Source organism: Mucilaginibacter angelicae, assembly GCF_042434235.1.
Classification (GTDB): Bacteria; Bacteroidota; Bacteroidia; order Sphingobacteriales; family Sphingobacteriaceae; genus Mucilaginibacter; species Mucilaginibacter angelicae.
In genome coordinates this window covers 303,836-328,269 of record NZ_JBHLTS010000078.1, presented here as the reverse complement: position 1 = coordinate 328,269, position 24,434 = coordinate 303,836, and the positions used below count along the sequence as shown (strand labels likewise).

Genomic DNA, 24,434 nt, shown 5'->3' with positions numbered 1-24,434 from the left:
GTGAGTAAATTCTTCGCGCAGATTCAGCCTCCCACTTTATTATCCCATATAAATAAACCGTTAAATATTAAAATAGTTACACCAAGTTCAGTTGGTTTTCTTTATTTTCAAAGCCGGTATACAAAAGCTTTTAAAATGCGTTTTACGTTTTCCCTTTGTTTGGTGGTGGTGTTTTGGTGCAGCGGGGCTGCTTTTGGCGATACACCATCGGTACATATATCAACCAGGCCAACCTGGCTCAACACATTAAAACCATACAACCAAAAGCCATCGTCGCGCACTATTGAGCGTGGATTTTACTATGCGCTTATTGAGGAGCAGGTACAGGTTGAAAAACAGGCAGATTATAACCACATAATCCGCGAGATAGTATCTGAAACGGGGATCCAGAATGCTTCGCAGATCTCCGTTAGTTTTGATCCTGCCTATGAGCGGCTCGATTTTCATGATATTACGGTTTGGCGCGATGGTAAGCCGCTGAACCGTTTAAAAACCACGGCTTTTAAAGTACTGGCCGACGAAAAGGATTTATCCAACTTTATTTACCAGGGAAGCTTTTCTGCTTTGTATATTCTGGATGATATCCGCAAAGGCGACCGTATTGAATATTCATACACCATTACCGGCCGTAACCCTATCCTTAATGGCAAGTTTTGCGCCAATATGTATTTGCAGTGGTATACGCCCATCGCCCATCATTACACGGCCATAATTGCATCATCACAACGAAAACTGAACTTTAAAACTTTTAATAATGTGCCTAAGCCCACCATTAGTGAAGCCAATGGCTTAAAAAGCTATGTTTATGAGGGCTTCCAGGTGCCGCCGGCCCATGATGACGACAGCGAGCCGTCATGGTATAACGAACGTGGTTTTATCCAGGTAAGTGAGTTTGCCAACTGGGCCGAAGTTGTGAACTGGGCTTCAAGTATCAATCAGCCATCGCTGAATATTAAAGGTGAGCTTGGCGGGCAGATTGCCAAATTAAAAAAGGATGCAGGTAACGATAAAGAAAAATATTTCAGAGCGGCGGTTCGTACGGTGCAGCAGGAAGTGCGTTATATGGGTATTGAAATAGGTGAATACTCGCATCGCGCCAATAATCCCGAAAAGGTATTTAAACAGCGTTATGGCGATTGTAAGGATAAATCACTATTGCTGGTATCCATGCTGAAAGCCGGTGGGATTGATGCCTCCATGGTTTTGGTAAACGCCGATATGAATGAGCATGTTGAACAGTACATACCTACAGCTTATGCATTTAACCATGCCGTGGTAACTGCCAATGTGAACGGGAAACAAGTTTGGGTTGATGCCACTATGGATAACCAGGGCGGCGAGGGAACAGATATTTATTTTCCTCGGTATGGTAAAGGCCTGGTATTGAAGACGGGCAGCGATGCGCTTACCACTATTCCGCCGTCAAAAGGCGGTAAAGTTACCGGCGAGGATATTTATACGGTAAAGGACGGAAAGTCACCGGTGTTGTTCACTGTAAAAACCATTTATACCGGCGATGAGGCCGACTACATGCGTGGCAAGCTTGAATCATCAGGTATGGCCGAAACGGAGAAAAGTTATCTGGACTATTACGCAAAGATCTATAACAAAATTGAGACTAAGGACTCAATCACTGTAACAGATGATTTGAAAGCGAATAAACTTATTATCATAGAAACCTATAAGGTAGGCGATTTCTTTAAAAAAGACTCTACCAGTAATAAACTAACTGCCGATCTTTTCGCCAATTCCATTTATAATCAGTTTCCCACAATAACCGGTCGCATCAAAACACCGGTAGCCCTTACATATCCATATGATGCTGCCTACTCCATAAAAGTAGTTTTGCCTGGTGGATGGAATATTAATGAAGATCATGATGCCATTAACCGGGATTATTATCGTTATGAGTCGGATTTTACAACTGCAGGCGATACTTTGTTACTTAACTATAAGCTATCATTTTTGAAAGATAATGTACCTGTAAACAAACTTGACGAATTTAAGGCCGATATCAAAAAACTTAATGATACCAGTCTGGGTTACAGTTTTTCTTATACGCCTCCAGACTCAGACAGGCCGTCAACAATTAACAGTTTCCTGGTTTTGATTGCTTTTTTGCTGACTGTAGGGCTTATTGTACTTGGTGTATGGCTTTATCAGCGCGAAACGCCGGGTATTGTATTTGCTTACGGTTCAACATTTGTACCGTTGGGCGGCTGGCTTATTGTAATAGCCATTTTTTTAGGCGGTATGGTTATATCTGCTATATGGGGGCTATCGAGCAGGAGTTATTTTGAACTCAGTTCATGGAACTCACATGCGGTGAAAAATATTATGGAGCACCGGTTCCTGATTGTATTAGAGAGCCTTGGAAATATTGCAATGGCTTGTTATGCTGTGTTTTGCCTTGCCCTGCTGTTAAACCGGCGCGATATATTACCGCAATATATCATTGGTTTCTTTGTTTTCAGGGCATTAGTAGCTATAACAGATTACTACATAGCTTATAATCTTTACGGCACTGTAAGTGACACTGCAATGCAGGCTTTAGCCGGTTCTTTTATTGTGGCAGCTATATGTGTGCCGTACTTTAAACGATCATCACGTGTGCAGGAAACCTTCATCGTGCCGCATCCGCCTTATAACTATAGTTATGAGGGGCCCGGGGTTGCAGAAGAATCAGCATAATTATATTTAGTTAAAAGGCCTTAGCAATAAGGCTTTTTGCTTTTAACGTCATAACGTTTCGGCATTTAACGATATATCGTATTGCGATTTCGTGTATTGCTGCTCAATGTATTGATATTCAATTGTATGGTTGTGTGGCATGCAGTTTGTAAATGCAAAGACAAACATTTTCTTGCCTTTTGTATAAACAATGCCCGATAAATTGATGTTTCTCCGCGGGGCATAGCTGCAATTAGGTATTTTTAAAATAAATTTGATTTACTTTAACAACAAAAAACTACGATGAAATTTCAACCGCTGTTAGAACAGGTAAAGCAGTATGTTATATCCTATTTTGATGTACATCATGATCCCGATTTAATTTATCATAACCTGAGGCATACCAAAGACGTTGTTGCAGCGGCCACCCAGATAGCTAACCATTACCAGTTAAGCGATGAGGACTTTTTTGTGGTGATCTCGGCGGCATGGTTTCATGATACAGGATATTTTACAGATAAAAAAGACCATGAATCAAAAAGCGTGGGCATTGCTACGCATTTCCTGAAACAGCATAAATTTGATCAGCCTGTTATTGATAAGGTTACCGGTTGTATTACCGCCACTAAAATGCCGCAAAACCCGGCCGACCTGCTGCAGCAGATCATTTGTGATGCCGATCTGTTCCATTTAGGTACCGATGACTTCCGCGATAAGAACAAGCTTTTGCGTAAAGAAATGGAAGCAATCAAAAAACATGATATTGATAAGGACGAATGGCGCAGCTATAACATCGAGTTTTTACAGGGGCATGAATATTATACCGACTACTGCCGCCTGCTGCTTAACGATCAAAAACAAAAGAACCTGCAAAAACTGGTAGAAAAGCAGGCCGATGTTGAGGTGAAGGAAACACCGGTTATCCTTACCGCTGATACCGATGGTGGCACTGTAGTTTCGCGTGAAAAGGACGACGACGATGATGACCAGGGGCACGGTCACAACAATAAAAAGCATAAAAATGACAGGCCCGACCGCGGTATTGAAACCATGTTCAGGATCAGTTCAAGCAACCATCAGCGTTTGAGCGATATGGCCGATAACAAGGCTCATATCATGATCACGGTTAATTCCATTATCCTTTCGGCCATTATCAGTTTGGTGCTGCGCAAGCTTGATGAACATTCCAATTTGCTGATCCCAACTTTTATGCTGTTATCGGTTAGTTTGGCTACGATGATCTTTTCCATACTTTCAACCCGTCCGTCAATTCCACCGGGCTTGTTTACCCCTGAGGATATCAGTAAGAAAACTGTTAACCTGTTGTTTTTCGGTAATTTCTACCGTATGTCATATCAGGATTACAGCGATGGTATGGAAAAAATGATGGAAGACAGGGAGTTTTTGTACGGCAGCCTGATCCGTGATAATTATTCGCAGGGGGTTGTGCTGGGCAAAAAATACAGGTTGCTCAGGGCATCGTACAACATATTTATGTTTGGGCTTATCGTATCAGTAGTAGCATTCATCATATCATCATTATTGTAAGCAGCAGGGGTACTGCCAAAAACAAAATCTGCAACTATGGAATACTCATTTTTTGACAGGGACCTAAGCTGGTTACTTTTCAATGAGCGCATATTGATGGAGGCCGAAAGCGAAGAGCTCCCTGTAATGGAAAGGGTAAATTTTCTTGCTATATTCTCTTCAAATCTCGATGAATTTTACCGCGTGCGGATGCCAGTGGTAATGGCATTACACAAACTTAACCTACTCAATAAAACAGAACAAACCGAGGATGTGCTTCATAAAGCCCAGGAGCTTGTAGGGGGTCAGCAAAACCGTTTTGGAAAGGTTTTTACCGGCAGGCTTATCCCGTTGTTAAAAGAAAACAACGTAAACCTGCTGTTCAATGAGCCTATCCCGGCTTCGATAGCTGATAGGGTGAGCGACTATTTTTACAGCCAGGTACTTGCCTTTTTACAGCCCGTTAATCTGGTGGGTGGTAAAAAACAATTCTTCCCCGAAAATAACCGGCTTTACTTTCTGGTAAACCTTGGGCTGGATAAGGGGAAAGAACGATCGGTGATCCTTAATATTCCATCTAACCAGTTGCCACGATTTTTTAGCGTTAATGAGGATGGCAAGCAATACATTATTTTCCTTGATGATATTGTGCGGTATAACCTCGGCAAGATCTTTAAAACCGAAGAAATAAAAGGCTGCTACAGCTTCAAAATAACCCGCGATGCCGAGCTTGAGCTTAGTGATGATTACAATGGTGATGTTCAGGAACAAATTGAAAAACAGCTTCAAAAGCGTGACCAGGGTTTAGCAACGCGCTTTTTGCACCAGCCGGGTATCCCGTTGCGCATCCTTCATGTAATTGAAAATAAGCTGGGGGTACAAGGTTCAAGTATTGTGGAAGGTGGATTTTACCATAACTTAAAAGATTTGATGGGTTTACCTGTAAGCATTCCCGGTTTAAAATATGCTAAATGGCCGCCATTGGTAAACAGGCAGATCAGCGCTGATGAATCCATATTTGATTATATAGATAAAGGAGATTGCATTTTTCATGCCCCTTATCAGTCATATAACTCCATTCTCCGTTTTTTTAACGAGGCTGCTATCGACGAAAGTGTTGAAGAGATCTCCGTAACCCTTTATCGTGTAGCCAGCGACTCGCGGATTGTAAATGCCCTTATCAGTGCCGCCGAAAGCGGTAAAAAGGTAAGGGTGCTTGTTGAGTTGAAAGCCCGTTTTGACGAAGCCAATAATATCAAATGGGCAAAAAGGTTAAAAGCAGTAGGAGCAAATATCATTTACAGTGATAAGGCCATAAAAGTACACGCTAAGGTAGGTCTGGTAAAACGTCTTGTTGATGGCCGGGTGAAATATGCCGGTTTATTGGCCACTGGTAACTTTAATGAAAGTACGGCTGCTTTCTACACCGATCATATCATGATGACAGCCAACCCGCAACTGCTGCGCGAAATGGACCTGTTGTTCATCTATCTCGCCAAAAAAGCCAAATCGGCTGAGGGCTACGATATCGATTTTAAGCACCTGCTGGTAGCCCAGTTTAACCTGCATTCGCGTTTTATTGAATTGATTGACAGGGAAATTGAGCAGGCCCGTAAAGGCAATCCGGCAGGCATCACTATAAAACTGAACAACCTTGAAGAGCGTGTGCTGATAGGCAAACTTTATGAAGCATCGCAGGCGGGGGTAAAGATCAGGATGATTGTGCGCAGTATTTGCTGTTTGATACCTGGAGTACCGGGCATGAGCGAGAATATCAGCATAAGACGTATTGTTGATCGTTACCTGGAGCACGGGCGTATTTTTATATTCCATAACAGCGGCAACCAGGAGGTTTTCATGGGCTCGGCCGATTGGATGAACCGCAACATTTATCGCCGTATTGAGGTGTGTTTCCCTGTTTATGATGAACGCATCAGGAACGAGGTAATAGCCATGCTTGAGATCCAATTGGCAGATAATGTGCAGGCTGTAACTTTAAATGAACAATTGCAAAACATAAGGGTTGATAGAACTGAACCGCCGGTACAATCGCAGCGGGCTGTTTATGAACTTTTACAGCAAAAAAAATATGACAGGGTTTAAAAAACAAGATGCTAAACGTAAGCTGGCTGTTTTAGTGACGGCAATGTTTGTCGTGGCTGTTGTTTTTTTAACCATCTCATGCAAAAATAAAGAGAAAGCTATTCCTGTTAGTCCACCGGGATACGATCTTAATAAGCCCGTTAAGTATAAAATGCCTGAGGACCTTACCGAGATCTCCGGCTTTGCTTTTCATAATGGTAAAAATGATTCGGTTTATGCCGAGCAGGACGAAGAAGGCTTTTTGTTTAACCTGAAGCTGGGCGACAAAAAAGCCAGCTATACCAAATTTGCCAAAAGCGGCGATTACGAGGATGTGGCCATTTGCGGCGAACAAGTGATCATGCTTAAAAGCGATGGTACATTATTCACCTTTCCTTTTAGCCAGGTAAGGAGTAAAGTGGTATCAAACGTACAAAAAACTAAAGGTGAATTGCCCGAAGGTGAATTTGAAGCCATGTGTGCCGATGAAAAATCAGGCCTTATTTATGTACTGTGCAAGCATTGTGCTGATGAAAAAACATCAAAAAGCAGCAGCGGCTATGTATTAAAACTACAGCCGGATGGTACGTTGAAGCAAACCGGCAGTTTTGTGATAGATGTTAAAGAAATTGAGCGGCTGGTAAATAAAAAGCGTGTGCCCTTCCGCCCGTCGGCAATGGCAAAAAATACATTCACTAATGAATGGTATATCCTTTCATCTGTAAATAAAATGCTGGTTGTTACTGATGCCAACTGGAAAGTGAAAAACGTTTATCCCTTAAGCGTTACCATATTTGGTCAGCCCGAAGGTATGGCATTTGATAACCAGCGCAACCTGTATATCTCTAACGAAGGTGACCAGTTAAGCGCCGGTAATATTTTGAAATTCAGCTTTATAAAATAGCGTACAGGTATCGCTAAACTATAATACATCTTAACCAAGCCTCATGATTAAAAAGTTACTTTTATTGTCTATTTTACTAATAGGCCTGTGCAAAGTACAGGCGCAGGATTCTATAAAGTACAGGATGATCCTGATTGGTGATGCCGGCGAAATGGATATACAGCAAAGCGCTGTATTAAAACATGCCGCAGCCAATGTCCTCAAAAATAAAACCTCGGTATTTTACCTTGGTGATAATATTTACCCGCGCGGCATGGGGCTGCCCGGCAGCCCTGAAGAAGCCGAAACCAAAAAGATCCTGCAATCACAATATCAGCCTATGCGGGCGGCTGGTGCACCGGTCTATTTTATCCCCGGCAATCATGACTGGGACAAGAGTGGGCCACTTGGTTTGGCTAAAATAAAACGCCAATGGGAGTTTTTAGATCAGGAGGGCGATAAGCTGCTGAAAATGGTGCCGGAAAACGGCTGCCCCGATCCGGTTGAGATCCACCTTACCGATAACCTGACGGTGATAGCTTTCGACAGTGAATGGTTTTTATATCCTTTCAGTAAAAGCAACCCCGGTGCCGAGTGTGATTGCAAAAACAAGGACGATATTGCCGATAAAATCAAGCTGATATTTGAGCGCAACAAGGATAAGGTGATCATATTGGCCTCACACCACCCGTTCCAGAGCTACGGTACCCACGGCGGGTATTTTTCGCTCAAGGATCATATCTTCCCGCTTACAGTGGTCAATAAAGATTTTTGGATCCCGCTGCCTGTAGTTGGTTCGCTTTACCCGTTTTTGCGTTCTACATTTTCAAACCCCGAAGACCTGGGGCATCCCCTGTATCAGGATATGATCAAAAAGGTGGACGCCGTTTTTGCTGGTTTTCCAAACCTCATTCATGTGGCCGGTCATGAGCATGGTCTGCAGTTTATCAAAAGCAAACAGGTGCAGGTAGTGAGTGGGGCGGGGGCTAAGCAAACCTATGCTATCAAAGGTAAATACTCACTTTTTGCCGATGCAACGCAAGGTTACGTAACCGCCGATCTGATGACTGATAAACGGATGCGTTTCACGTATTATATAGACAGTGATCAGGGTGTTAAGCAGGTGTTTACCTATACACAGCCCTATACCTCGGTGAAAAACGTTCCTGATAGCCTGCATACGCCTATCAAAGCAGATAGCATTATGGTTAGGGTACACCCGAAATATGACAGCGTAAGCAATTTTCACCGCCGCTGGTTTGGTGAAAACTACCGCAAGGAATGGGCTGCCGAAACAAAACTGCCGGTAATCAGGCTGTCGCAAATTCATGGCGGGTTAAAGGCCGAAAGTATTGGCGGCGGTTTCCAAACGCATTCGCTCCGTTTAGTTGATAAGGATGGCAAAGAATGGGTACTGCGCAGTGTAGAGAAACAACCTGAAAAGATCTTGCCTGATGAGTTCCAGGAAACGTTTGCCAAAGACTGGGTTAACGATGCCATGAGCGCTCAGCACCCGTTTTCGGCGCTGATAGTGCCGCCATTGGCTACTGCAGCGCGTGTGCCGCACGCTAACCCGATAATCGGTGTGGTATCGGCCGATCCCGTTTTGGGTCAGTATGCCAATATTTTTGCCAACAAGGTTTGTTTGCTTGAAGAACGTGAACCGGGCGGTAAATCAGATAATACGGTAAAGATGATAGGTAAGATGCTGGATGACAATGATAATACGGTTGATGGCGAAGAGTTTTTACGGGCCCGACTGCTGGATCTGCTCATTGGCGACTGGGACAGGCATGGCGATCAATGGCGCTGGCGCGATGAGGACAAAGGGAAAGGCAAATTTTACACCGCTGTTCCGCGCGACCGCGACCAGGTATTTTATACTAACCAGGGGGTATTGCCAACTATAGCGGCCCAACCATGGATAGCGCCGAATTTGCAGGGTTTTAGCGGCGAGATCTATAATGTAAAATACTCTTTATGGAAAACCATGTTTATGCAAAGGTGGCCATCGGTACAATACAGTCATGAGCAATGGACAAAAATTGTAAGTGATTTTGTTGCCGCCGAAACTGATGAGGTACTGGAAGCTGGTTTAAGGCGTTTGCCCGAGTCATCCTATAAACTGAGGCATGATGTACTGCTGAAACAACTGAAGGAACGTCGCGCCAATATCCCGGCCGAAATGGAGTACTATTATAAGTTCATCAACAAAATAGTTGATATTCATACCTCCAACAAAAATGAGCTGGTAACGGTAAAGGACGAGCCAAACGGCAGTCTTAATGTGGTCATTAACAAAATTAATAAGAATGGTGAGGTTAAGGATACCCTCATGAACCAGAACTATCACCCCGACATTACCAAAGAACTCCGCATTTATGTAAGTGGTGGTGATGATAGGGTAGTACTTGATAATGCCACATCGCCAATAAAACTGAGGTTTATTGATAGTACAGGTACTAAAACCTACAATATTGTAAAGTCGCTTAATACGGTGCAACTGTATGACAGGGGTAAAAAACTCAGCATAACCGGCGATGAATCAAAAGTTAATAAACACATTGATAAGGACAGCGCCAATACTTCATATCTGCGTGTTAACCTCATGAATGTGATAGCGCCGTTGGCCAATATCTCTTATAATCCGGATGAGGGTGTATTGCTTGGCGCTGGTTTTAAATATACACACCAGGAGGGTTTTCAGAAGCTTCCTTATAACGATGTACAAACGGTATTTGCCAGCCATTCGTTCAGTACAAAGGCTTTCAAGATCAGTTACAGCGGCGAGTGGATCCATGCTTTTGGCAAGGCCGACTTTTTGATGAACGGTCAGCTTGATTATCCGGATAACATTAACTTTTTTGGCAGGGGTAATGAAACCCAGTTTATTAAAGTGGGCGACTACCGTAAATACCACCGTATCCGCTTCACTAACTTTACATTTAGTCCGGCGTTCAGATGGCGTAATGAATCGGGCACTTCGGTAACCATAGGCCCTGCGTTTCAGTATTATAAATTAGATGTTAATGACAATATCGGCCGATTTATTACATACCCCTTACTGACAAACGCGCCTGACAGTTATACCTTTGATAAAACAAAACTGCATGCCGGTATAGTTGTTAACTTTACCAACGACAAGCGTAATAATAAGGTACTTCCGGCCTGGGGAAGTTTTATAAATATCAAGCTTCAGGAGTTTAAAGGTTTAAATAATAACTCCACGAGTTTTGCCCAGCTAATTCCCGAGGTTGCCTTGTACAAAAGCCTGAATGCTAAAAGCAGTATTGTATTGGCCGATAGGGTAGGTGGCGGTATTACCATTGGCAAAACTTCCTTTTATCAGTCGTTATTTTTAGGCGGACAGGATAATTTATTAGGATACAGGTTATACAGGTTTGCCGGCCAGCATAGTTTTTATAACAACCTGGAGCTGAGGATAAAATTAAGTGATTTTGCCAGTTATATAGTTCCCGGCCAGATAGGCGTTATAGGTTTTTACGATATAGGCCGGGTTTGGGAAAACGGGCAAAGTTCAGATAAATGGCATAACGGCACAGGCGCAGGCTTTTACGTAGCACCGGCAAGGCTTGCGGTTATTAAAATAATTGCCGGTTACTCTGAAGAAGGATGGTACCCTTATCTTTCAACCAGTTTCAGATTTTAATGAAGGGTAAAATTGTAATTTAAAAAATGCACACCGAAGTAATCAATATAAACAAAAACGAATGCACCATTTGCCAGGTTGAAACATGCCTGACATTTAACCCGTTCGTGGCGCATTTAAAAGAACGGATTGCTACAGAAAAAACGCTCAAAAGCGAGTTTTACCGCTATGTGCTGGGGCGTTTTGAGCATGATATCTGCATTGACCTGGATATGCGGCCATCTGATGCCGAAAAATACCGGGAAATGCTGGAACTTATTTACTCCATACTCACGCCGCCCATAGCTAACGAAAAGGAATTATACTGGGCACTAAGCACACCGGTACCTGATAAGATCTTTTTCAGCACCGAGGCTTTTTATGATTTTCATTCAAGCCACCATTCCAATTTGTACGCGCTGAATGTGCCTAAAAATGAAATGTTCAGCGACAGGCAAAAGCGTTTTATTTATAACCTGATCTTGGAGCGTATGTACGGCTTTTCATCGGCTATAAAGAATGAAATGCTGTTTTCATATGAGGATCCTGAAACCGGCCTTTCCCGATACTTTAATATCCAGACAGACCCCCGTTTTGTAGAAATTGAACTTATGGGCGAATTGCCTGAACTTAGCTTTGATACTATTGAGCCATATTTACATTCCAATACAAGTCTTGATTTAATTGAACAGGTACTGCCGCTTAACAATTTTAAATTTACGGGCTTCTCTATAATCACCTTAACCGATGTAACCCTTACCCATGCGCTCGAAAGTATCCGTACCGAGCTGGTTAATCATTCGGCAAATGAGGAGGAGCAGTATGCGCACGTGATCAGGTCACTTAAAACCCTCGCCGAAAGCCCGGGCATTGAGTTTGGGCTGATGCCTTTTTTAACCATTAATAATGAGCCGATATTTGACAACGACGAATGTTCAAAAAGCGTTTTGCTTGAGGCAGCCAAAGAATTTAATCTGGCCGAAGAAACATTTGACGCTGTTGTTGATGATTATAATCAAAACCCGCGGCCAATTTTCTTCAATTCCATTACCGACGATAAGATAGAGAAGTTTCCGTTTTTGCAGGTTTTGAAACAGGCAGGAATTAAATCATACGGCATTTTTCCGGTATACTACAACAAGAAAAATGTGGGGATCATGGAAGTGTTTTCATATAAAGAGATTGTTTTTTATGAAAAACTGCTTTCAAAGCTCCAGGCCACTATTCCGCTGATAGCACAGCTGCTGCAAAATAGCATCGATCAGTTTGAGGCACGTATTGCAGGGGTTATTAAACATAAATTTACCTCGTTACAACCTTCCGTTCAATGGAAGTTTAACGAGGTAGCCTGGAATTATCTAAAAGAAAAAAGAAAGAAGAAAAAGAACCAGGAGATAGAAACGGTATCCTTTAGCCATGTTTACCCATTGTTTGGCGCGGTTGATATCCGTAATTCAACAGTTGAGCGTAACAGTGCGCTGCAGGAAGATTTAAAAAGCCTGCTTACCATACTTATTGATACGCTCCGCCACCTTGATGAGCATATTCACTTAAGCCTTACAGGTAAGCTGGTATCTAAATGTGAAGAATGGCTTGAGCGTGTCAGCGGTTATATTACAACCAACGATGAGTTGATGCTGGATACTTTTCTGCATAACGAGGTTAACCCCTTTCTGGAGCATTTCAGAAATAATTACCCTGCCGAAAGAGAAATTATAGGCCGGTATTTTGATGCCATGAATGAGGAAACCGGCGCGTCATTTGAGCACAGGCGCGGCCTGGAAACCTCTATGCAACTGATTAATACTTCTATTAACCAATACCTGGAACAGGCTCAGACTGAAGTGCAGGAATCGTTTCCATGCTATTTTGAAAAGTTCCGTACTGATGGGGTGGAGTATGATATTTATATTGGGCAGTCAATAGCACCGCAACGTGTTTTCGATACATTGTACCTTAAAAATATCCGTTTATGGCAGTTACGGTCGATGGCCGAAATAGCCCGGATGACAAACGAGCTTAGCGAACAGCTTTCGCGCCCGCTTCAAACTACGCATTTGATCTTCATTCACTCCAACCCGATAGATATCAGTTTCAGGAATGATGAAAGGCGTTTTGACGTTGAAGGTGCTTATAATATCAGGTACGAAATAATAAAAAAACGTATTGACAAAGTTTTGATAGCCGGCACTTTTGAACGCCTCACGCAGCCCGGAAAAATAGCCATGGTGTATTTTAATCCAACCGAAGCTGCCGAATATGATGAATACATCAGGTACCTGCAAGTGCAGGGCTATTTACTTGACGATTTGGAATACCTTGAACTGGAAGAATTGCAGGGTGTAAGCGGATTGAAAGCATTAAGGGTAGGGGTTAATTATCAATTGCCGTTGTTGACTAATTAAACAAGTAAAATACAATTAAAAAGAGTCGTCACTGTGAGTTTGTGCCGTTGTTGTCACTACAACTATTCGGAAGATGCAAATCAGTTGAAAATGTTGGTTAATAAAACCCATGTCATTGCGAGGAGCTTGTACGGGGCTGCGCATGGCGCGACGTGGCAATCTCGTCGGTATGCATAAGCGACATGCTTATTCGACATGCATTGGCTACGAGATTGCCACGCTACGCTCGCAATGACATACTTTTTTTAAGAAATAATTTCATCTTCCGAACAGTTGTAGTGTTGTCACCAACAAAAGCGAGAGTTTGGGATTGCTTCGTACCTCGCAATGACGCTTTTTTATGCAAAGCATTCGTGTATAAATTAAAACTATTTTGTAATATGCATTATTCTACTGTTGCATCACTTACAAAACCACATGGGCGGTAAAAACCTGTTAAAAGCTTTATCCATTTTTTTAACGGCAGCCTTGTGCCTGGCCGTCAATATTTCATATGCCCAAACCCATGGCGATAGTGTTAAACTGGCTATCGAGCCGTCCTATAATAATGTAAGCGGTACCCACCAGTTTTTTTTAGGCGATAATTACCGTAAGCTTTGGGCCGCTCCGGTTACCCTCCCAGTATTTCATCTTACTGCCGAAAAGGGTGGCCTCAAAATATTGCAAAGGGGCGGGGGCAAGCAAACCAAATCATTGCGTCTTCAGGATCCTACCGGGCAGCAATGGGTGCTGCGCACCATTCAAAAATATCCTGAAAAAGGTTTACCTGTTGATCTGCGGCCTACCGTAGCTAAAGATATCCTGCAAGACCAGGTATCGGCCGCTCACCCATTTTCGGCGCTTACTGTACCACCATTGGCCGAAGCGCTTGGCGTTCCGCATTCTAATCCTAAAATTGTTTATGTTCCTGATGATCCTGCTTTTGGTGAGTATCAGAAAGATTTTGCCAACCAGGTGTTTTTGTTTGAAGAGCGCGAGCCGCTTGATGCCGAAAAAACTGATAATACCGAAAAGGTACAGCGCAAATTACAGGATGATAATGATAACCGTGTTGACCAGAAGATTGTGTTGCGTGCCCGGCTGCTGGATATGCTTTTGGGTGATTGGGACAGGCATGAAGACCAATGGCGCTGGGAAAAGATAGATGGCAAGCATGAAACCGTTTACGAACCTGTTCCGCGCGACCGTGACCAGGTGTACTATAAAACATCGGGCGTGCTGCCATGGATTGTAGCGCACCAATGGCTTAAATCAAAATTTCAGGGTTACAGCAACGAGATCAGGGATATTAACGGGTGGAACTTTAATGCCCGCTACTTTGACCGCTATTTTTTAAACCAGTTGAGCGAAGATGACTGGAAGGAACAGATTGCCTTTGTACAAAGCAAATTTACTGATGAGTTGATCAAAAAAGCAGTGCATTTAATGCCCGATACCATTTACAAACTTTCGGGCCAGGAAATCATCAGCAAAATGATTGCGCGGCGCAATATCCTGCAAAAACAGGCACTGGAGTATTATAAATTTATCTCGATATATGTTGATGTTCCGGCAAGTGATAAAACGGATAAGTTCAGCATCGTCCATGAAAGTAATGGCGATATCAGAGTTACAGTAAACAAAATAAAAAAGGACGGCAGCATTGATAAAGTGACCTACCAGCGCACTTTTAAACCTGGTGTTACCAAAGAGGTTAGGTTGTATGGTTTTGATGGAGATGACTTTTTCACGGTAACAGGCTCAACGCCGTCGCCTATAATAGTTAGGATGATAGGCGGGGAGGGCATGGATACCTTTGCTGTTGACAGCGGTTTGAACAATAAAGGCAAGACTTATATTTATGACCGTTCGGATCAGAAGAATGTACTGCCTTCATCATCGCTCGCTAAAAATCGTACTTCAACAGATACTGTGGTAAACAGCTATGATAAAACAAGCTTTAAGTTCGACAGGTTTGAACCTATCATTTTAGCTAACTACAGTAATGATATCGGTATTTTGCTGATAGGTGGTTTCTCGTACGAACGGCATGGTTTCCGGAAGGAACCTTACGCGTTCAGGGAGGAGTTTTTAACCAATTATTCGCTGGAGCGTAAGTCATTTTTGTTTACCTACATGGCCGACTGGAAAAAAGCCATCGGCGAAAATGACCTGCGGATCAACCTGCTTTCGCGCGGGCCAAGCAACCTCAGCAATTTTTTCGGTATAGGTAACAACACCGTTTTTGAAAATAAAGACGACAGGAAGATTTCCTACTATCGTAACCGCTATGACTATGTTACAAGTGATGTTTCCCTGCACCGCGATTTTGGGAAACTGCATGTAAGCGCAGGTATTGCAGGTCAGTTTTATAACAGCAAGGCCTCCAACAATACCGAAAGGTTTTTAAATGGCTATAATACAGCGCTTCCGGATGAGAAGGTATTTGGTACCAAGGTTTACGGAGGCTTAACTGCCAACGCAACGGTTGATACCCGCAACAAACTGATCATCCCTACGCAGGGTATTTTATGGACAACTACTGTAAGCGGCTTTAGTGGCGGTGGTTCGGGAAGCCATAATACCTATGGGCAGGTATTATCTGAGTTTAGTTTTTATTTAAACCCCGACCGAGACTCGGTACTGGTAATTGCCAATCGCACAGGGTTAGGTACTACGGTAGGTGATGCTGCGTATTTCCAGCAGATGAAGCTCGGCGGGGCACAAAACTTCCGGGGCTTTCATACCAATCGCTTTACCGGTCGCACTATCGCCTACAACAACCTGGAGCTGCGATTAAAAGTGCTTGATTTTACCTCGTACCTATTGCCGGGTTCATTCGGTTTGATAGGCTTTAATGATGTAGGCAGGGTATGGGTTCCCGGCGAATCGTCAGACAGGTGGCATGATGGTTATGGTGGTGGCTTGTACATCATCCCCGCTCAATTGGTGCTGATAGAGGCTGTGATGGGTTTTTCAAAAGAAGGATCGTTGCCTTATATATCTATCGGGTTTAGGTTTTAGATATAAAGCTGCCCGTTCAAGCGTCCACGCTTGAATGATTTTGGGCAGGAGCGTCCACGCTCGCGGTTAAATGTTAAGCGTGGACGCTTAACATTGTTTAGATTCAAGCGAAGGACGCTTGAACCTGCGGAACCGGAAACAAACAATAGCACCTCTATTTTTTTACACTTATATCATAAAATAATTACCCTTTCCGGGCATGCGGGTTGGCGGGTTTTATATATTTGCATATGAATCACCTCATAGCACCATCTATCTTAGCGGCCGATTTTGCCAACCTGCAGCGCGATATCGAAATGATCAATAACAGCGAAGCCGACTGGATCCACGTGGATATTATGGATGGTATGTTTGTGCCAAATATCTCTTTTGGCTTTCCGGTGGTAAGTGCAGTAAAAAAGCATGCTACCAAACCGCTTGATGTACACCTGATGATTGTTGACCCCGACCGTTACCTTAAAGCGTTTAAAGATGCCGGGGCAGATAGCATTACCGTGCACCAGGAAGCTTGCCCGCATTTGCACCGTACCATTCAGGTAATTAAACAATTAGGTTGTAAAGCCGCTGTGGCTATTAATCCGGCAACGCCTGTTTTCTTATTGGAGGATATTGTTGCCGATCTGGATATGGTTTTGATCATGTCGGTTAATCCCGGCTTCGGCGGACAGCATTTTATTGAAAATACCTATAAAAAGATCAAGGAACTCAGGACACTAAGTGCCGAAAAAAATCCCGGGCTGTTAATAGAGATTGACGGTGGGGTGGATGCCAGCAATGTAACAAAACTGATAAAGGCCGGTGCAGATGTGTTTGTAGCTGGCACTTCGGTGTTCTCGTCGGCCAGTCCGGTGGCCGCAATTTCAAAACTCAAACATCCCTAAAAGTATTATAATGATAATAATTACTACCAGCCCTGTAGGGTTAGTTTAATTATTTGCAATCAAAAGCCCGTTTGTTGATTAATTGTATATTTTTTCAAAAAATGTAAATAATGTCTATATATTTTGTCAAATTAATTAACTTCGGCCCAACAAAATACAAACTTCCTAATAGTGTATTTAGAACCTACAATTCGTTAATTATATGAAACATAATTTTGGTGCCGGACCCGGCATTCTACCACACGAAGTTTTAAAGCAAGCTTCAGAAGCAGTTATTGATTTTAATGGTACTGGACTCTCTTTGCTTGAAATTTCACACCGATCGAAAGAGTTTGAAGCCGTTTTAGACGAAGCTGTGAGCCTGGTAAAAGAATTATTCAACGTTCCGGAAGGTTATTCGGTATTGTTTCTGCAGGGCGGTGCAAGCACCCAGTTTGCTTTGGCTCCTTACAACCTGTTACCTGAAGGCGGCAAGGCAGCTTATGTTGAAACAGGTGTTTGGGCCAATAAAGCTTTAAAAGAGGCTAAATACTTTGGCGAAGTACAAGTTGTAGCAACTTCAAAAGAAGCCAACTTTACTTACATCCCCAAGGATTTTGAAATCCCTGCTGATGCTGCTTATATCCACATTACTTCAAACAATACCATTTACGGTACGCAGTTACAGGAGTTCTTTAAATCGCCTGTTCCGGTGGTTTGTGATATGTCGTCAGATATTTTCAGCCGCGTGGTTAACGTTGCCGATTTTGGTTTGATTTACGCCGGTGCTCAAAAAAATATGGGCCCTGCCGGTGTTACTTTAGTTATTGTTAAGGATGATCTGCTGGGTAAAACAGGTCGTAAGATCCCCGCAATGTTCAACTATCAAACTCAAATTGAAGGTGGTTCAATGTACAATACCCCACCGGTATTTGCTATCTACGTATCAATGCTTACCCTTAAATGGTTAAAAGCAAAAGGTGGTGTACCGGCAATTGAGCAGGAAAACATAACTAAAGCACGTGTACTTTACGAAGAAATTGACCGCAACCCATTGTTTAAAGCAGTGGCTGCCCTTGAAGACCGCTCAAAAATGAACGTTTGCTTTGTAATGGAAAATGCCGAGCTTGAAAAACCATTCCTGAAACTTGCCGAAGAACGCGGTATAGTAGGTATTAAAGGCCACAGAAGTGTAGGCGGTTTCCGCGCTTCAATTTACAACGCGTTGCCAATAAGCAGCATTTATGCGCTGATTGACGTAATGCAGGAATTTGCTGAGAATAATAAGTAGCACCCTAACCCCCTAAAGGGGGAACAATAGTTTATAATTACCCCCGGCCCTTAAAAGTGTGGAATATTCACTCCCCCTTTAGGGGGCCGGGGGGCAAATACTAAATATAATGATCAAAATATTAGCTAATGACGGTATCGACCCGATAGGTAAAAAAATGCTGGAAGATGCCGGCTTTTTTGTTGATACCAACAATATCCCACAGGATGAGCTTCCTGAAAAATTAAAAAATTATGATGCTATCACCGTACGTAGTGCAACTAAAGTACGCAAAGCATTAATCGATGCTACACCTAACCTTAAACTGATTGGTCGCGGTGGTGTAGGTGTTGATAATATTGATGTTGATTATGCCAAAGAAAAAGGTATTGGCGTATACAACACCCCGGCATCATCTTCATTATCAGTTGCCGAACTGGTATTTGCCAGCTTATTTGGCTCAGTACGTTTTTTACCTGATAGCAACCGTAAAATGCCGGTTGATGGCGGCACTAAATTCAACGACCTGAAAAAAGCTTATGCTAAAGGTGTTGAGCTTCGCGGTAAAACTTTAGGTATTGTAGGTTTTGGCCGTATCGGCAGGGAAGTGGCTAAAATAGCCATCGGTGTTGGTATGGATGTTTTAGCTTATGACCTTTTTGATTTCAACCCTGAGCTGGATATCGTTTTAGGTGGCGGCACTACTGTTAAAGTATCTGTAAAAAAATCTACCCTTGATGAGATCACTACCACTGCTGATTTCATTACATTGCATACGCCATTTATCGATAAAGCCCTTTTTGGTGCCGAAGAATTGGCTAAAACTAAAAAAGGTGTTGGCCTGGTAAATATTTCACGTGGTGGCCTTATCGACGAGCTTGCTTTGGTTGATGCCTTAAACAGCGGCCAGGTTTCATTTGCAGCGCTCGACGTGTTCGACAATGAGCCAACTCCTCGCGCAGAGATCTTAACTCATCCAAAAATTTCCCTGACCCCGCACATTGGTGCTGCTACCAACGAGGCCCAGGAAAGGATTGGCGTGGAGCTTGCAAGTTTGATTATTGATCACTTTAAGAAAGCTTAATTACGTTAATTCGTTAATACAGAAACGGCACTAATCTTAATGATTGGTGCCGTTTTCATTTTGTTCGATTATTTATCTACCTGATATTGGGAAATGGGAAACGGTAGGATATTGAAAATTTTCGCCCGTTTACCTCTACAGCCTGATTGTCTTTTAATGAGTTAACCAGCTTTTTGAGTTTGTTAATATCATTCTTATCAAGATAGATACTATATAGATCTACACTTCTTTGTACAGAGTGCGGGTTTTTTAGGTCCGGCCATTCTGTCGGCCATTTTAGCGGTTTTTCGGGGGAGTTACTATATGTTGTAAACATCACCTCGATAATATCAGGCACCCATTCTTTTGCTTTGTCATCTTTAAAATTAATAAGGTTATCATAAACTTTTAAAAATGGCGCCGGAGTGTTTTCCCTTGCTTTGCTTTTTTCGTAACGCAGACTTCCGTATACACTTATTTGTTTAGTAGAATTTAGATTCAGGATTAGTTCACTCGTAGGTTGGTCTGAAGCGCTGGATGCATTTATTTCTGCCGGAAGTTTTTGGAGGCTATCTGTAATACCAAGCTTTTTTAAGGCTGCCCCAACCTCATCTTGATCCAGTTTAACCTGAAAGTATTTGATTTTATTGGAAACTTTTTTTTTATATAAAATCTGCCCTTTTTTATAAAGTACAAAGGTCGGTACATCTGATCCAATTACCATTAACCATGGGTTTGTTTCGGTCAGTACAACAAGCGGAGTTCCATATTCAGGTTTATAGCTTTGCCCTGATGCAATCGAAGTATATAAAGTTATTAAAACTAATGTCAGTATTTTCTTCATGGTCGTTTTTGAACAGGATGCATTGACTAATAGATTTCCATAAATCTTTTAATGAAATACGACAGAATGCCGCGAGTTTAGCGCAGCGTAACTCGTGGTGTAGCATAGTTTGAGCTTTCAGCTCAAGTACGGGGACTAAAGTTGAAAACTTTAACCATAGGTAACCACGGGTTACGCTGCGCTAAACCCGCGGGAGATATATTGGAGGCGCAGCTTAATTATATGATATAAGAAACACCCTTCTCCGGTATCGTTACACCATAACCTTCCTGCTCCAAATCATTAGCTAATAGCTGCATGCTTTCACCCTCGCCATGTACCAGGAATACATGTTTCAGCCTGTCTTTACCAATGGCTTTTACGGTATTCATGAGGTCGTCATGATCGCCATGGGCACTTAGTACATCGGTTTGTTTAATGGTGGCGTAAACGGCCAGCTCACGGTCTTTAATATGGACTATGGAATCTCCACGCAACAAACGATGCCCCAATGTTCCCTTGGCGCAATAGCCAATGAAAAGGATAGTGGCATAGTAGTTTTGGATATTATAAAACAGGTGATCCTGGATGCGGCCCCCTTCAAGCATCCCTGCAGATGATATGATGATACAAGGTTCCCAATAATTGGAAATCTGCCGGCTATCTTTCAATGTTTCCACATAGGTGAGGTTGTCAAACTCAAACTCGTCGCCGCGTTTCTGGTAAAACTCCTGGGCTTCCTGGTTTACGTGGTTATGGTACTTCCTGAACACCTCGGTGGCTTGGGTAGCCATAGGGCTATCAACAAAAACCTTAACAGGCGGCAGTAAGCCGGTGCTGAAGATCTTGTTTAAAGTGTAAACCAGTGATTGCGTACGCCCGATACTAAACGCCGGGATAATCAAACGGCCCTGCTCTTTAATACAAGCCTTATCAATAACTTCTATCAGGGTTTGCTCAACGGTTTTGTCTTTACTGTGATAACGGCCGCCGTAAGTAGCTTCGGATACCAGAAAATCAACCGGAGGAAGGGGCTGCGGGTCGTTCAGCACCGGGTAGTTCTTCCTGCCTATATCACCGGTAAAGGCTATTGATTTTTCTTCGCCATTATCCTTTACTTTAAACACTGCTGCTGCTGCGCCTAACAGGTGACCTACAGGTACAAAAGTTAATTCGATATCGCCCGTAATACGAAAAGGTTTGTCAAAGCCAATGGTAACAAAGCGTTCCACTGTATCCATTACATGTTTTTGCATGTACAACGGCTGTGCGTGGGTATTAAATTTGCCCCTGCCGCGTTTGTGGTGACCGCCTTTACTTGCAGCTTTGCGCATGAAGATATTTACAGAATCGAGCAGCAGCAATTCAGTCAGATCTGCTGTAGGAGGGGTGCATAGTATCTGGCCTTCAAAGCCTAAACGGATCAATGTGGGCAGGTTACCAGAATGGTCGATATGGGCGTGGGTAAGTACAACTACATCAATATCTTCAGGGCGAAAAGGGAAGTTTTCGTTAGATATTATACTGCGGTCCTTTTCATAATCCAGCCCGCAATCCACTAAAATTTTATATTGTCCAACCTCAAGCAAATGCATGCTCCCGGTTACCTGCCGGGCCGCCCCGTGTATAGTTAGTTTCATTTTTTATACGAGATACCTGTTTTAAAGCCGGTATCGATAGTTATATTACGTTATATGTAATCTTTAATTTGTGAATATAACGGTTTACACTCGCTTTATTGCGAGTGTAAACGCATTAATGATTTATAAGTTTAGTTATAAACCTATAAGTTTTAAGGAGTATTTGCTAAGCCTGGCTACTTTCAAACTGTAACTGGCTCAGGTATTTGTAAAGACCTTGTTCGTTACCAATAAGTTCAATGTGGCTGCCGCTTTCTATAATATGGCCTTTTTCAAGCACAATGATCTTATCTGCCTCGCGAATAGTTGACAGGCGGTGGGCAATGATAATAGAGGTACGGTCTTTCATCAGTTCTTCTAATGCTTCCTGTACCAATCGTTCCGATTCTGAATCTAACGACGAAGTAGCTTCATCAAGGATCAGGATAGCAGGATTTTTAAGTAATGCCCTCGCAATGGCAATGCGCTGTCTTTGTCCGCCTGATAATTTAACCCCGCGCTCGCCCACAATGGTTTCATAACCTTCGGGGAAGGAAGATATAAACAGGTGCGCATTAGCGCGTTTGGCAGCCTGTATGATATCTTCTTCCGAAGCCCCCAGCCTGCCATAAGCAATGTTTTCCAAAATAGTACCGCCAAACAGCAATACATCCTGCGGAACGATAGCTACCTGGTTGCGGATATCGGTAAGTGAGTAATTACCGGCAGGTTTTCCATCAAATAAAATGCTGCCGCTTTGCGGATGATAGAATTGTAATATCAGCGAGGCCAAGGTCGATTTTCCTGAACCACTTGGCCCAACAATAGCTACGCGCTGCCCGGCATCGGCATTAAAAGAGATGCTTTTTAATACAGTGAGCTCTGGGCGTGAAGGGTAGGCAAATACAATATTGTCAAACGCTATGTCACCAGTTATGGTTTGTTTAATATGGTTATCGCTTTCAACTATCGAAATAGCTTCGCCTTGTTCGCCTAATAGCTCCAGCACACGTTCACTGGCGCCTATGGCTTTTTGCAGGTTGGCATACAGATCGGGAAAGCTGCCCATTGCCGCACCCGCGAAAATAGAATACATAATAAATTTGGTTAGTCCGCCGAAGAGCAACTGATGATCATGGACTAAAATGGAGCCGTACCATATTACGGCCACAAAAGTACCGAACAGAAAGAACACGATAAATGACGCGAAAATACCTCTGAATTTGGCACCCTTTACAGCTATATTAACTACTTGTCTTAAAACTTTATCATATCGTGATGCTTCGTGCGATTCATTTACGAAAGCTTTTACATTGGCAATGCCTTGTAATGTTTCTTCAACTATTGTATTTGATTCGCCAAGTTTATCCTGCGCCTGCCTTGATGTTTTACGTATAAAGCGACCAAATACTACCGCGAAAGCTACTAAGAAAGGGAGTATCGCTAATATTGCAAGTGTTAGCTTTGGCGAAACGATGGCAAGGAAGATCACACTGCCAATCAATATCACACCCTGCCGTACAATTTCTGCAATTGTAGTAGTAAGTGTGTCCTGTATTTGAGAAAGATCTGCTGAGATACGGCTGTTCAATTCACCAACCCTATGGTTGGCAAAAAAGTTCATGGGCAGGGTAACGAGTTTGAAATACGTATCTCGGCGGATATCCGCAAGCGATTTTTCAGAAACCTGTACAAACCACAGAACCCTGAAAAAAGAAATTATAGCCTGCACAAATAGTAATGCTATACCGGCAAGGCCAATCGCATTTATGCTATGAGGTAAAAAAGGATAATCAAATTTATTTTGAGATGCATTAATGAGCGAACCAAGAATAGTAGGGAATGCTAATCCTACCAGGCTTGATATAAAGAGGAATATCATTCCTGCAATAAATTTCCAACGGTAGGGTTTAAGATAAGTTAGCAGTTTGGCTACGTTGCGTAGGCTGCTTCGGTTTATTTTTGCTTTAGGTAGTTCTGCTTCGGCCTTGCTGCCACTGTTCAGTCGTCCTCTTGCCATGTATGGGTTTGAATGTTAAAGTCGCGAATTTACGCTTTAACACGGCTTTTTCTGAACAAACTGAATAAAATTGACGCAAGCATGAGAACGATGATCACAATATAAATAGTTTTTGAACTACCCTGATCTTTTTGGGACTGTTGCAGATCGGCTTTTAATTTGATGTTTTGCTGCCTTAACCTGTTAATCACTTCCATGTAACCGGCAGCAGTAGTTTCGGCCTCTTTGCTGTGGTTCTGGATCTGTCTTTGCTGAAAATCGCGGTACTCAAGCAGGATCTTGAGCTCTTTAAAAATAGCATCATCTGTTTTGGCAATATCCATCAGGATACTGGCCGACCGGCGGATATCATCCTTGGTTTGAAAGCCGAAGATGCCGGTATGTTGCCCCAAACTTTGTTCATACTGCCCAAATTTTTGCTTACGGGCCGCCAGCATGTTATTTATTTTTTGTCGCTGAAGCTGATAAGCTACAGAATCCGGGTTAACAGGGCTTTGGGCCGATGCCCCTAAAGTTGCTACCAGGCAGAATAAAAGAAGCAGCGCAATTTTTCTCATTTA

At 42.8% G+C, this 24,434-nt stretch carries 14 protein-coding genes; 10 read left to right on the top strand and 4 right to left on the bottom strand.

The genetic code is table 11. The annotated features are described in order from the left end of the window. Window positions 1-135: 135 nt before the first annotated feature. The 10 genes from ACFFGT_RS29615 to ACFFGT_RS29570 all read left to right on the top strand — a co-directional run bounded on the left by ACFFGT_RS29615 (window position 136) and on the right by ACFFGT_RS29570 (window position 19,433). On the top strand, window positions 136-2,691 hold the full coding sequence (locus ACFFGT_RS29615) for a DUF3857 domain-containing protein (protein WP_377026131.1): 2,556 nt from the start codon (window positions 136-138) through the stop codon (window positions 2,689-2,691). Between the two features lie 282 nt (window positions 2,692-2,973). Beyond that, window positions 2,974-4,218 (top strand): Pycsar system effector family protein, encoded by a 1,245-nt coding sequence (locus ACFFGT_RS29610; RefSeq protein WP_377026130.1) that lies wholly within the window; start codon window positions 2,974-2,976, stop codon window positions 4,216-4,218. A gap of 36 nt (window positions 4,219-4,254) precedes the next feature. Then, window positions 4,255-6,300, top strand: coding sequence for a polyphosphate kinase 1 (ppk1, locus tag ACFFGT_RS29605; RefSeq protein ID WP_377026129.1), 2,046 nt, complete (start codon window positions 4,255-4,257; stop codon window positions 6,298-6,300). Continuing rightward, the gene (locus tag ACFFGT_RS29600) at window positions 6,287-7,183 is read left to right on the top strand and encodes an SdiA-regulated domain-containing protein (protein WP_377026128.1); all 897 of its coding nucleotides are present in this window, start codon (window positions 6,287-6,289) and stop codon (window positions 7,181-7,183) included. The genes ppk1 and ACFFGT_RS29600 overlap by 14 nt, the downstream gene beginning before the upstream one ends. A 43-nt stretch (window positions 7,184-7,226) precedes the next feature. Beyond that, window positions 7,227-10,832 carry a BamA/TamA family outer membrane protein gene (locus ACFFGT_RS29595; protein WP_377026127.1) on the top strand — a complete coding sequence of 1,202 codons (3,606 nt, stop codon included), beginning with the start codon at window positions 7,227-7,229 and terminating at the stop codon, window positions 10,830-10,832. Window positions 10,833-10,858: 26 nt separating this feature from the next. Then, a complete protein-coding gene (locus tag ACFFGT_RS29590; RefSeq protein WP_377026126.1) occupies window positions 10,859-13,216 on the top strand; it encodes a GAF domain-containing protein in 2,358 nt (785 codons plus the stop codon). 417 nt (window positions 13,217-13,633) lie between these two features. Continuing rightward, window positions 13,634-16,219: a BamA/TamA family outer membrane protein gene (locus ACFFGT_RS29585; protein WP_377026125.1), complete on the top strand. Its 2,586-nt coding sequence runs from the start codon at window positions 13,634-13,636 to the stop codon at window positions 16,217-16,219. A gap of 230 nt (window positions 16,220-16,449) precedes the next feature. Continuing rightward, a complete protein-coding gene (rpe, locus tag ACFFGT_RS29580) occupies window positions 16,450-17,100 on the top strand; it encodes a ribulose-phosphate 3-epimerase (RefSeq protein ID WP_377026124.1) in 651 nt (216 codons plus the stop codon). A gap of 202 nt (window positions 17,101-17,302) precedes the next feature. Continuing rightward, window positions 17,303-18,370 carry a 3-phosphoserine/phosphohydroxythreonine transaminase gene (gene serC / locus ACFFGT_RS29575; protein ID WP_377026123.1) on the top strand — a complete coding sequence of 356 codons (1,068 nt, stop codon included), beginning with the start codon at window positions 17,303-17,305 and terminating at the stop codon, window positions 18,368-18,370. Window positions 18,371-18,479: 109 nt separating this feature from the next. Further along, complete coding sequence (locus ACFFGT_RS29570) at window positions 18,480-19,433, top strand: D-2-hydroxyacid dehydrogenase (RefSeq protein ID WP_377026122.1); 954 nt, start codon at window positions 18,480-18,482, stop codon at window positions 19,431-19,433. A 76-nt stretch (window positions 19,434-19,509) separates the two neighbouring features. On the opposite strand, the gene ACFFGT_RS29565 is transcribed toward ACFFGT_RS29570, so the two are convergent. The 4 genes from ACFFGT_RS29565 to ACFFGT_RS29550 form a co-directional block, all read right to left on the bottom strand. After that, on the bottom strand, window positions 19,510-20,256 hold the full coding sequence (locus tag ACFFGT_RS29565; RefSeq protein ID WP_377026121.1) for a hypothetical protein: 747 nt from the start codon (window positions 20,254-20,256) through the stop codon (window positions 19,510-19,512). Between the two features lie 218 nt (window positions 20,257-20,474). Then, complete coding sequence (locus ACFFGT_RS29560; protein ID WP_377026120.1) at window positions 20,475-21,875, bottom strand: MBL fold metallo-hydrolase; 1,401 nt, start codon at window positions 21,873-21,875, stop codon at window positions 20,475-20,477. A gap of 166 nt (window positions 21,876-22,041) precedes the next feature. Then, window positions 22,042-23,874 carry an ABC transporter ATP-binding protein gene (locus ACFFGT_RS29555; protein ID WP_377026119.1) on the bottom strand — a complete coding sequence of 611 codons (1,833 nt, stop codon included), beginning with the start codon at window positions 23,872-23,874 and terminating at the stop codon, window positions 22,042-22,044. A gap of 29 nt (window positions 23,875-23,903) precedes the next feature. Continuing rightward, on the bottom strand, window positions 23,904-24,431 hold the full coding sequence (locus ACFFGT_RS29550) for a hypothetical protein (protein ID WP_377026118.1): 528 nt from the start codon (window positions 24,429-24,431) through the stop codon (window positions 23,904-23,906). Window positions 24,432-24,434 lie beyond the last annotated feature (3 nt).

Excerpts from the sequence above, each read along its gene's own strand:
- ACFFGT_RS29615 (WP_377026131.1), top strand. The coding sequence starts at position 136 with ATGCGTTTTACGTTTTCCCTTTGTTTGGTGGTGGTGTTTTGGTGCAGC.
- ACFFGT_RS29610 (WP_377026130.1), top strand. The coding sequence starts at position 2,974 with ATGAAATTTCAACCGCTGTTAGAACAGGTAAAGCAGTATGTTATATCC.
- ppk1 (WP_377026129.1), top strand. The coding sequence starts at position 4,255 with ATGGAATACTCATTTTTTGACAGGGACCTAAGCTGGTTACTTTTCAAT.
- ACFFGT_RS29600 (WP_377026128.1), top strand. The coding sequence starts at position 6,287 with ATGACAGGGTTTAAAAAACAAGATGCTAAACGTAAGCTGGCTGTTTTA.
- ACFFGT_RS29595 (WP_377026127.1), top strand. The coding sequence starts at position 7,227 with ATGATTAAAAAGTTACTTTTATTGTCTATTTTACTAATAGGCCTGTGC.
- ACFFGT_RS29590 (WP_377026126.1), top strand. The coding sequence starts at position 10,859 with ATGCACACCGAAGTAATCAATATAAACAAAAACGAATGCACCATTTGC.
- ACFFGT_RS29585 (WP_377026125.1), top strand. The coding sequence starts at position 13,634 with ATGGGCGGTAAAAACCTGTTAAAAGCTTTATCCATTTTTTTAACGGCA.
- rpe (WP_377026124.1), top strand. The coding sequence starts at position 16,450 with ATGAATCACCTCATAGCACCATCTATCTTAGCGGCCGATTTTGCCAAC.
- serC (WP_377026123.1), top strand. The coding sequence starts at position 17,303 with ATGAAACATAATTTTGGTGCCGGACCCGGCATTCTACCACACGAAGTT.
- ACFFGT_RS29570 (WP_377026122.1), top strand. The coding sequence starts at position 18,480 with ATGATCAAAATATTAGCTAATGACGGTATCGACCCGATAGGTAAAAAA.
- ACFFGT_RS29565 (WP_377026121.1), bottom strand. The coding sequence starts at position 20,256 with ATGAAGAAAATACTGACATTAGTTTTAATAACTTTATATACTTCGATT.
- ACFFGT_RS29560 (WP_377026120.1), bottom strand. The coding sequence starts at position 21,875 with ATGAAACTAACTATACACGGGGCGGCCCGGCAGGTAACCGGGAGCATG.
- ACFFGT_RS29555 (WP_377026119.1), bottom strand. The coding sequence starts at position 23,874 with ATGGCAAGAGGACGACTGAACAGTGGCAGCAAGGCCGAAGCAGAACTA.
- ACFFGT_RS29550 (WP_377026118.1), bottom strand. The coding sequence starts at position 24,431 with ATGAGAAAAATTGCGCTGCTTCTTTTATTCTGCCTGGTAGCAACTTTA.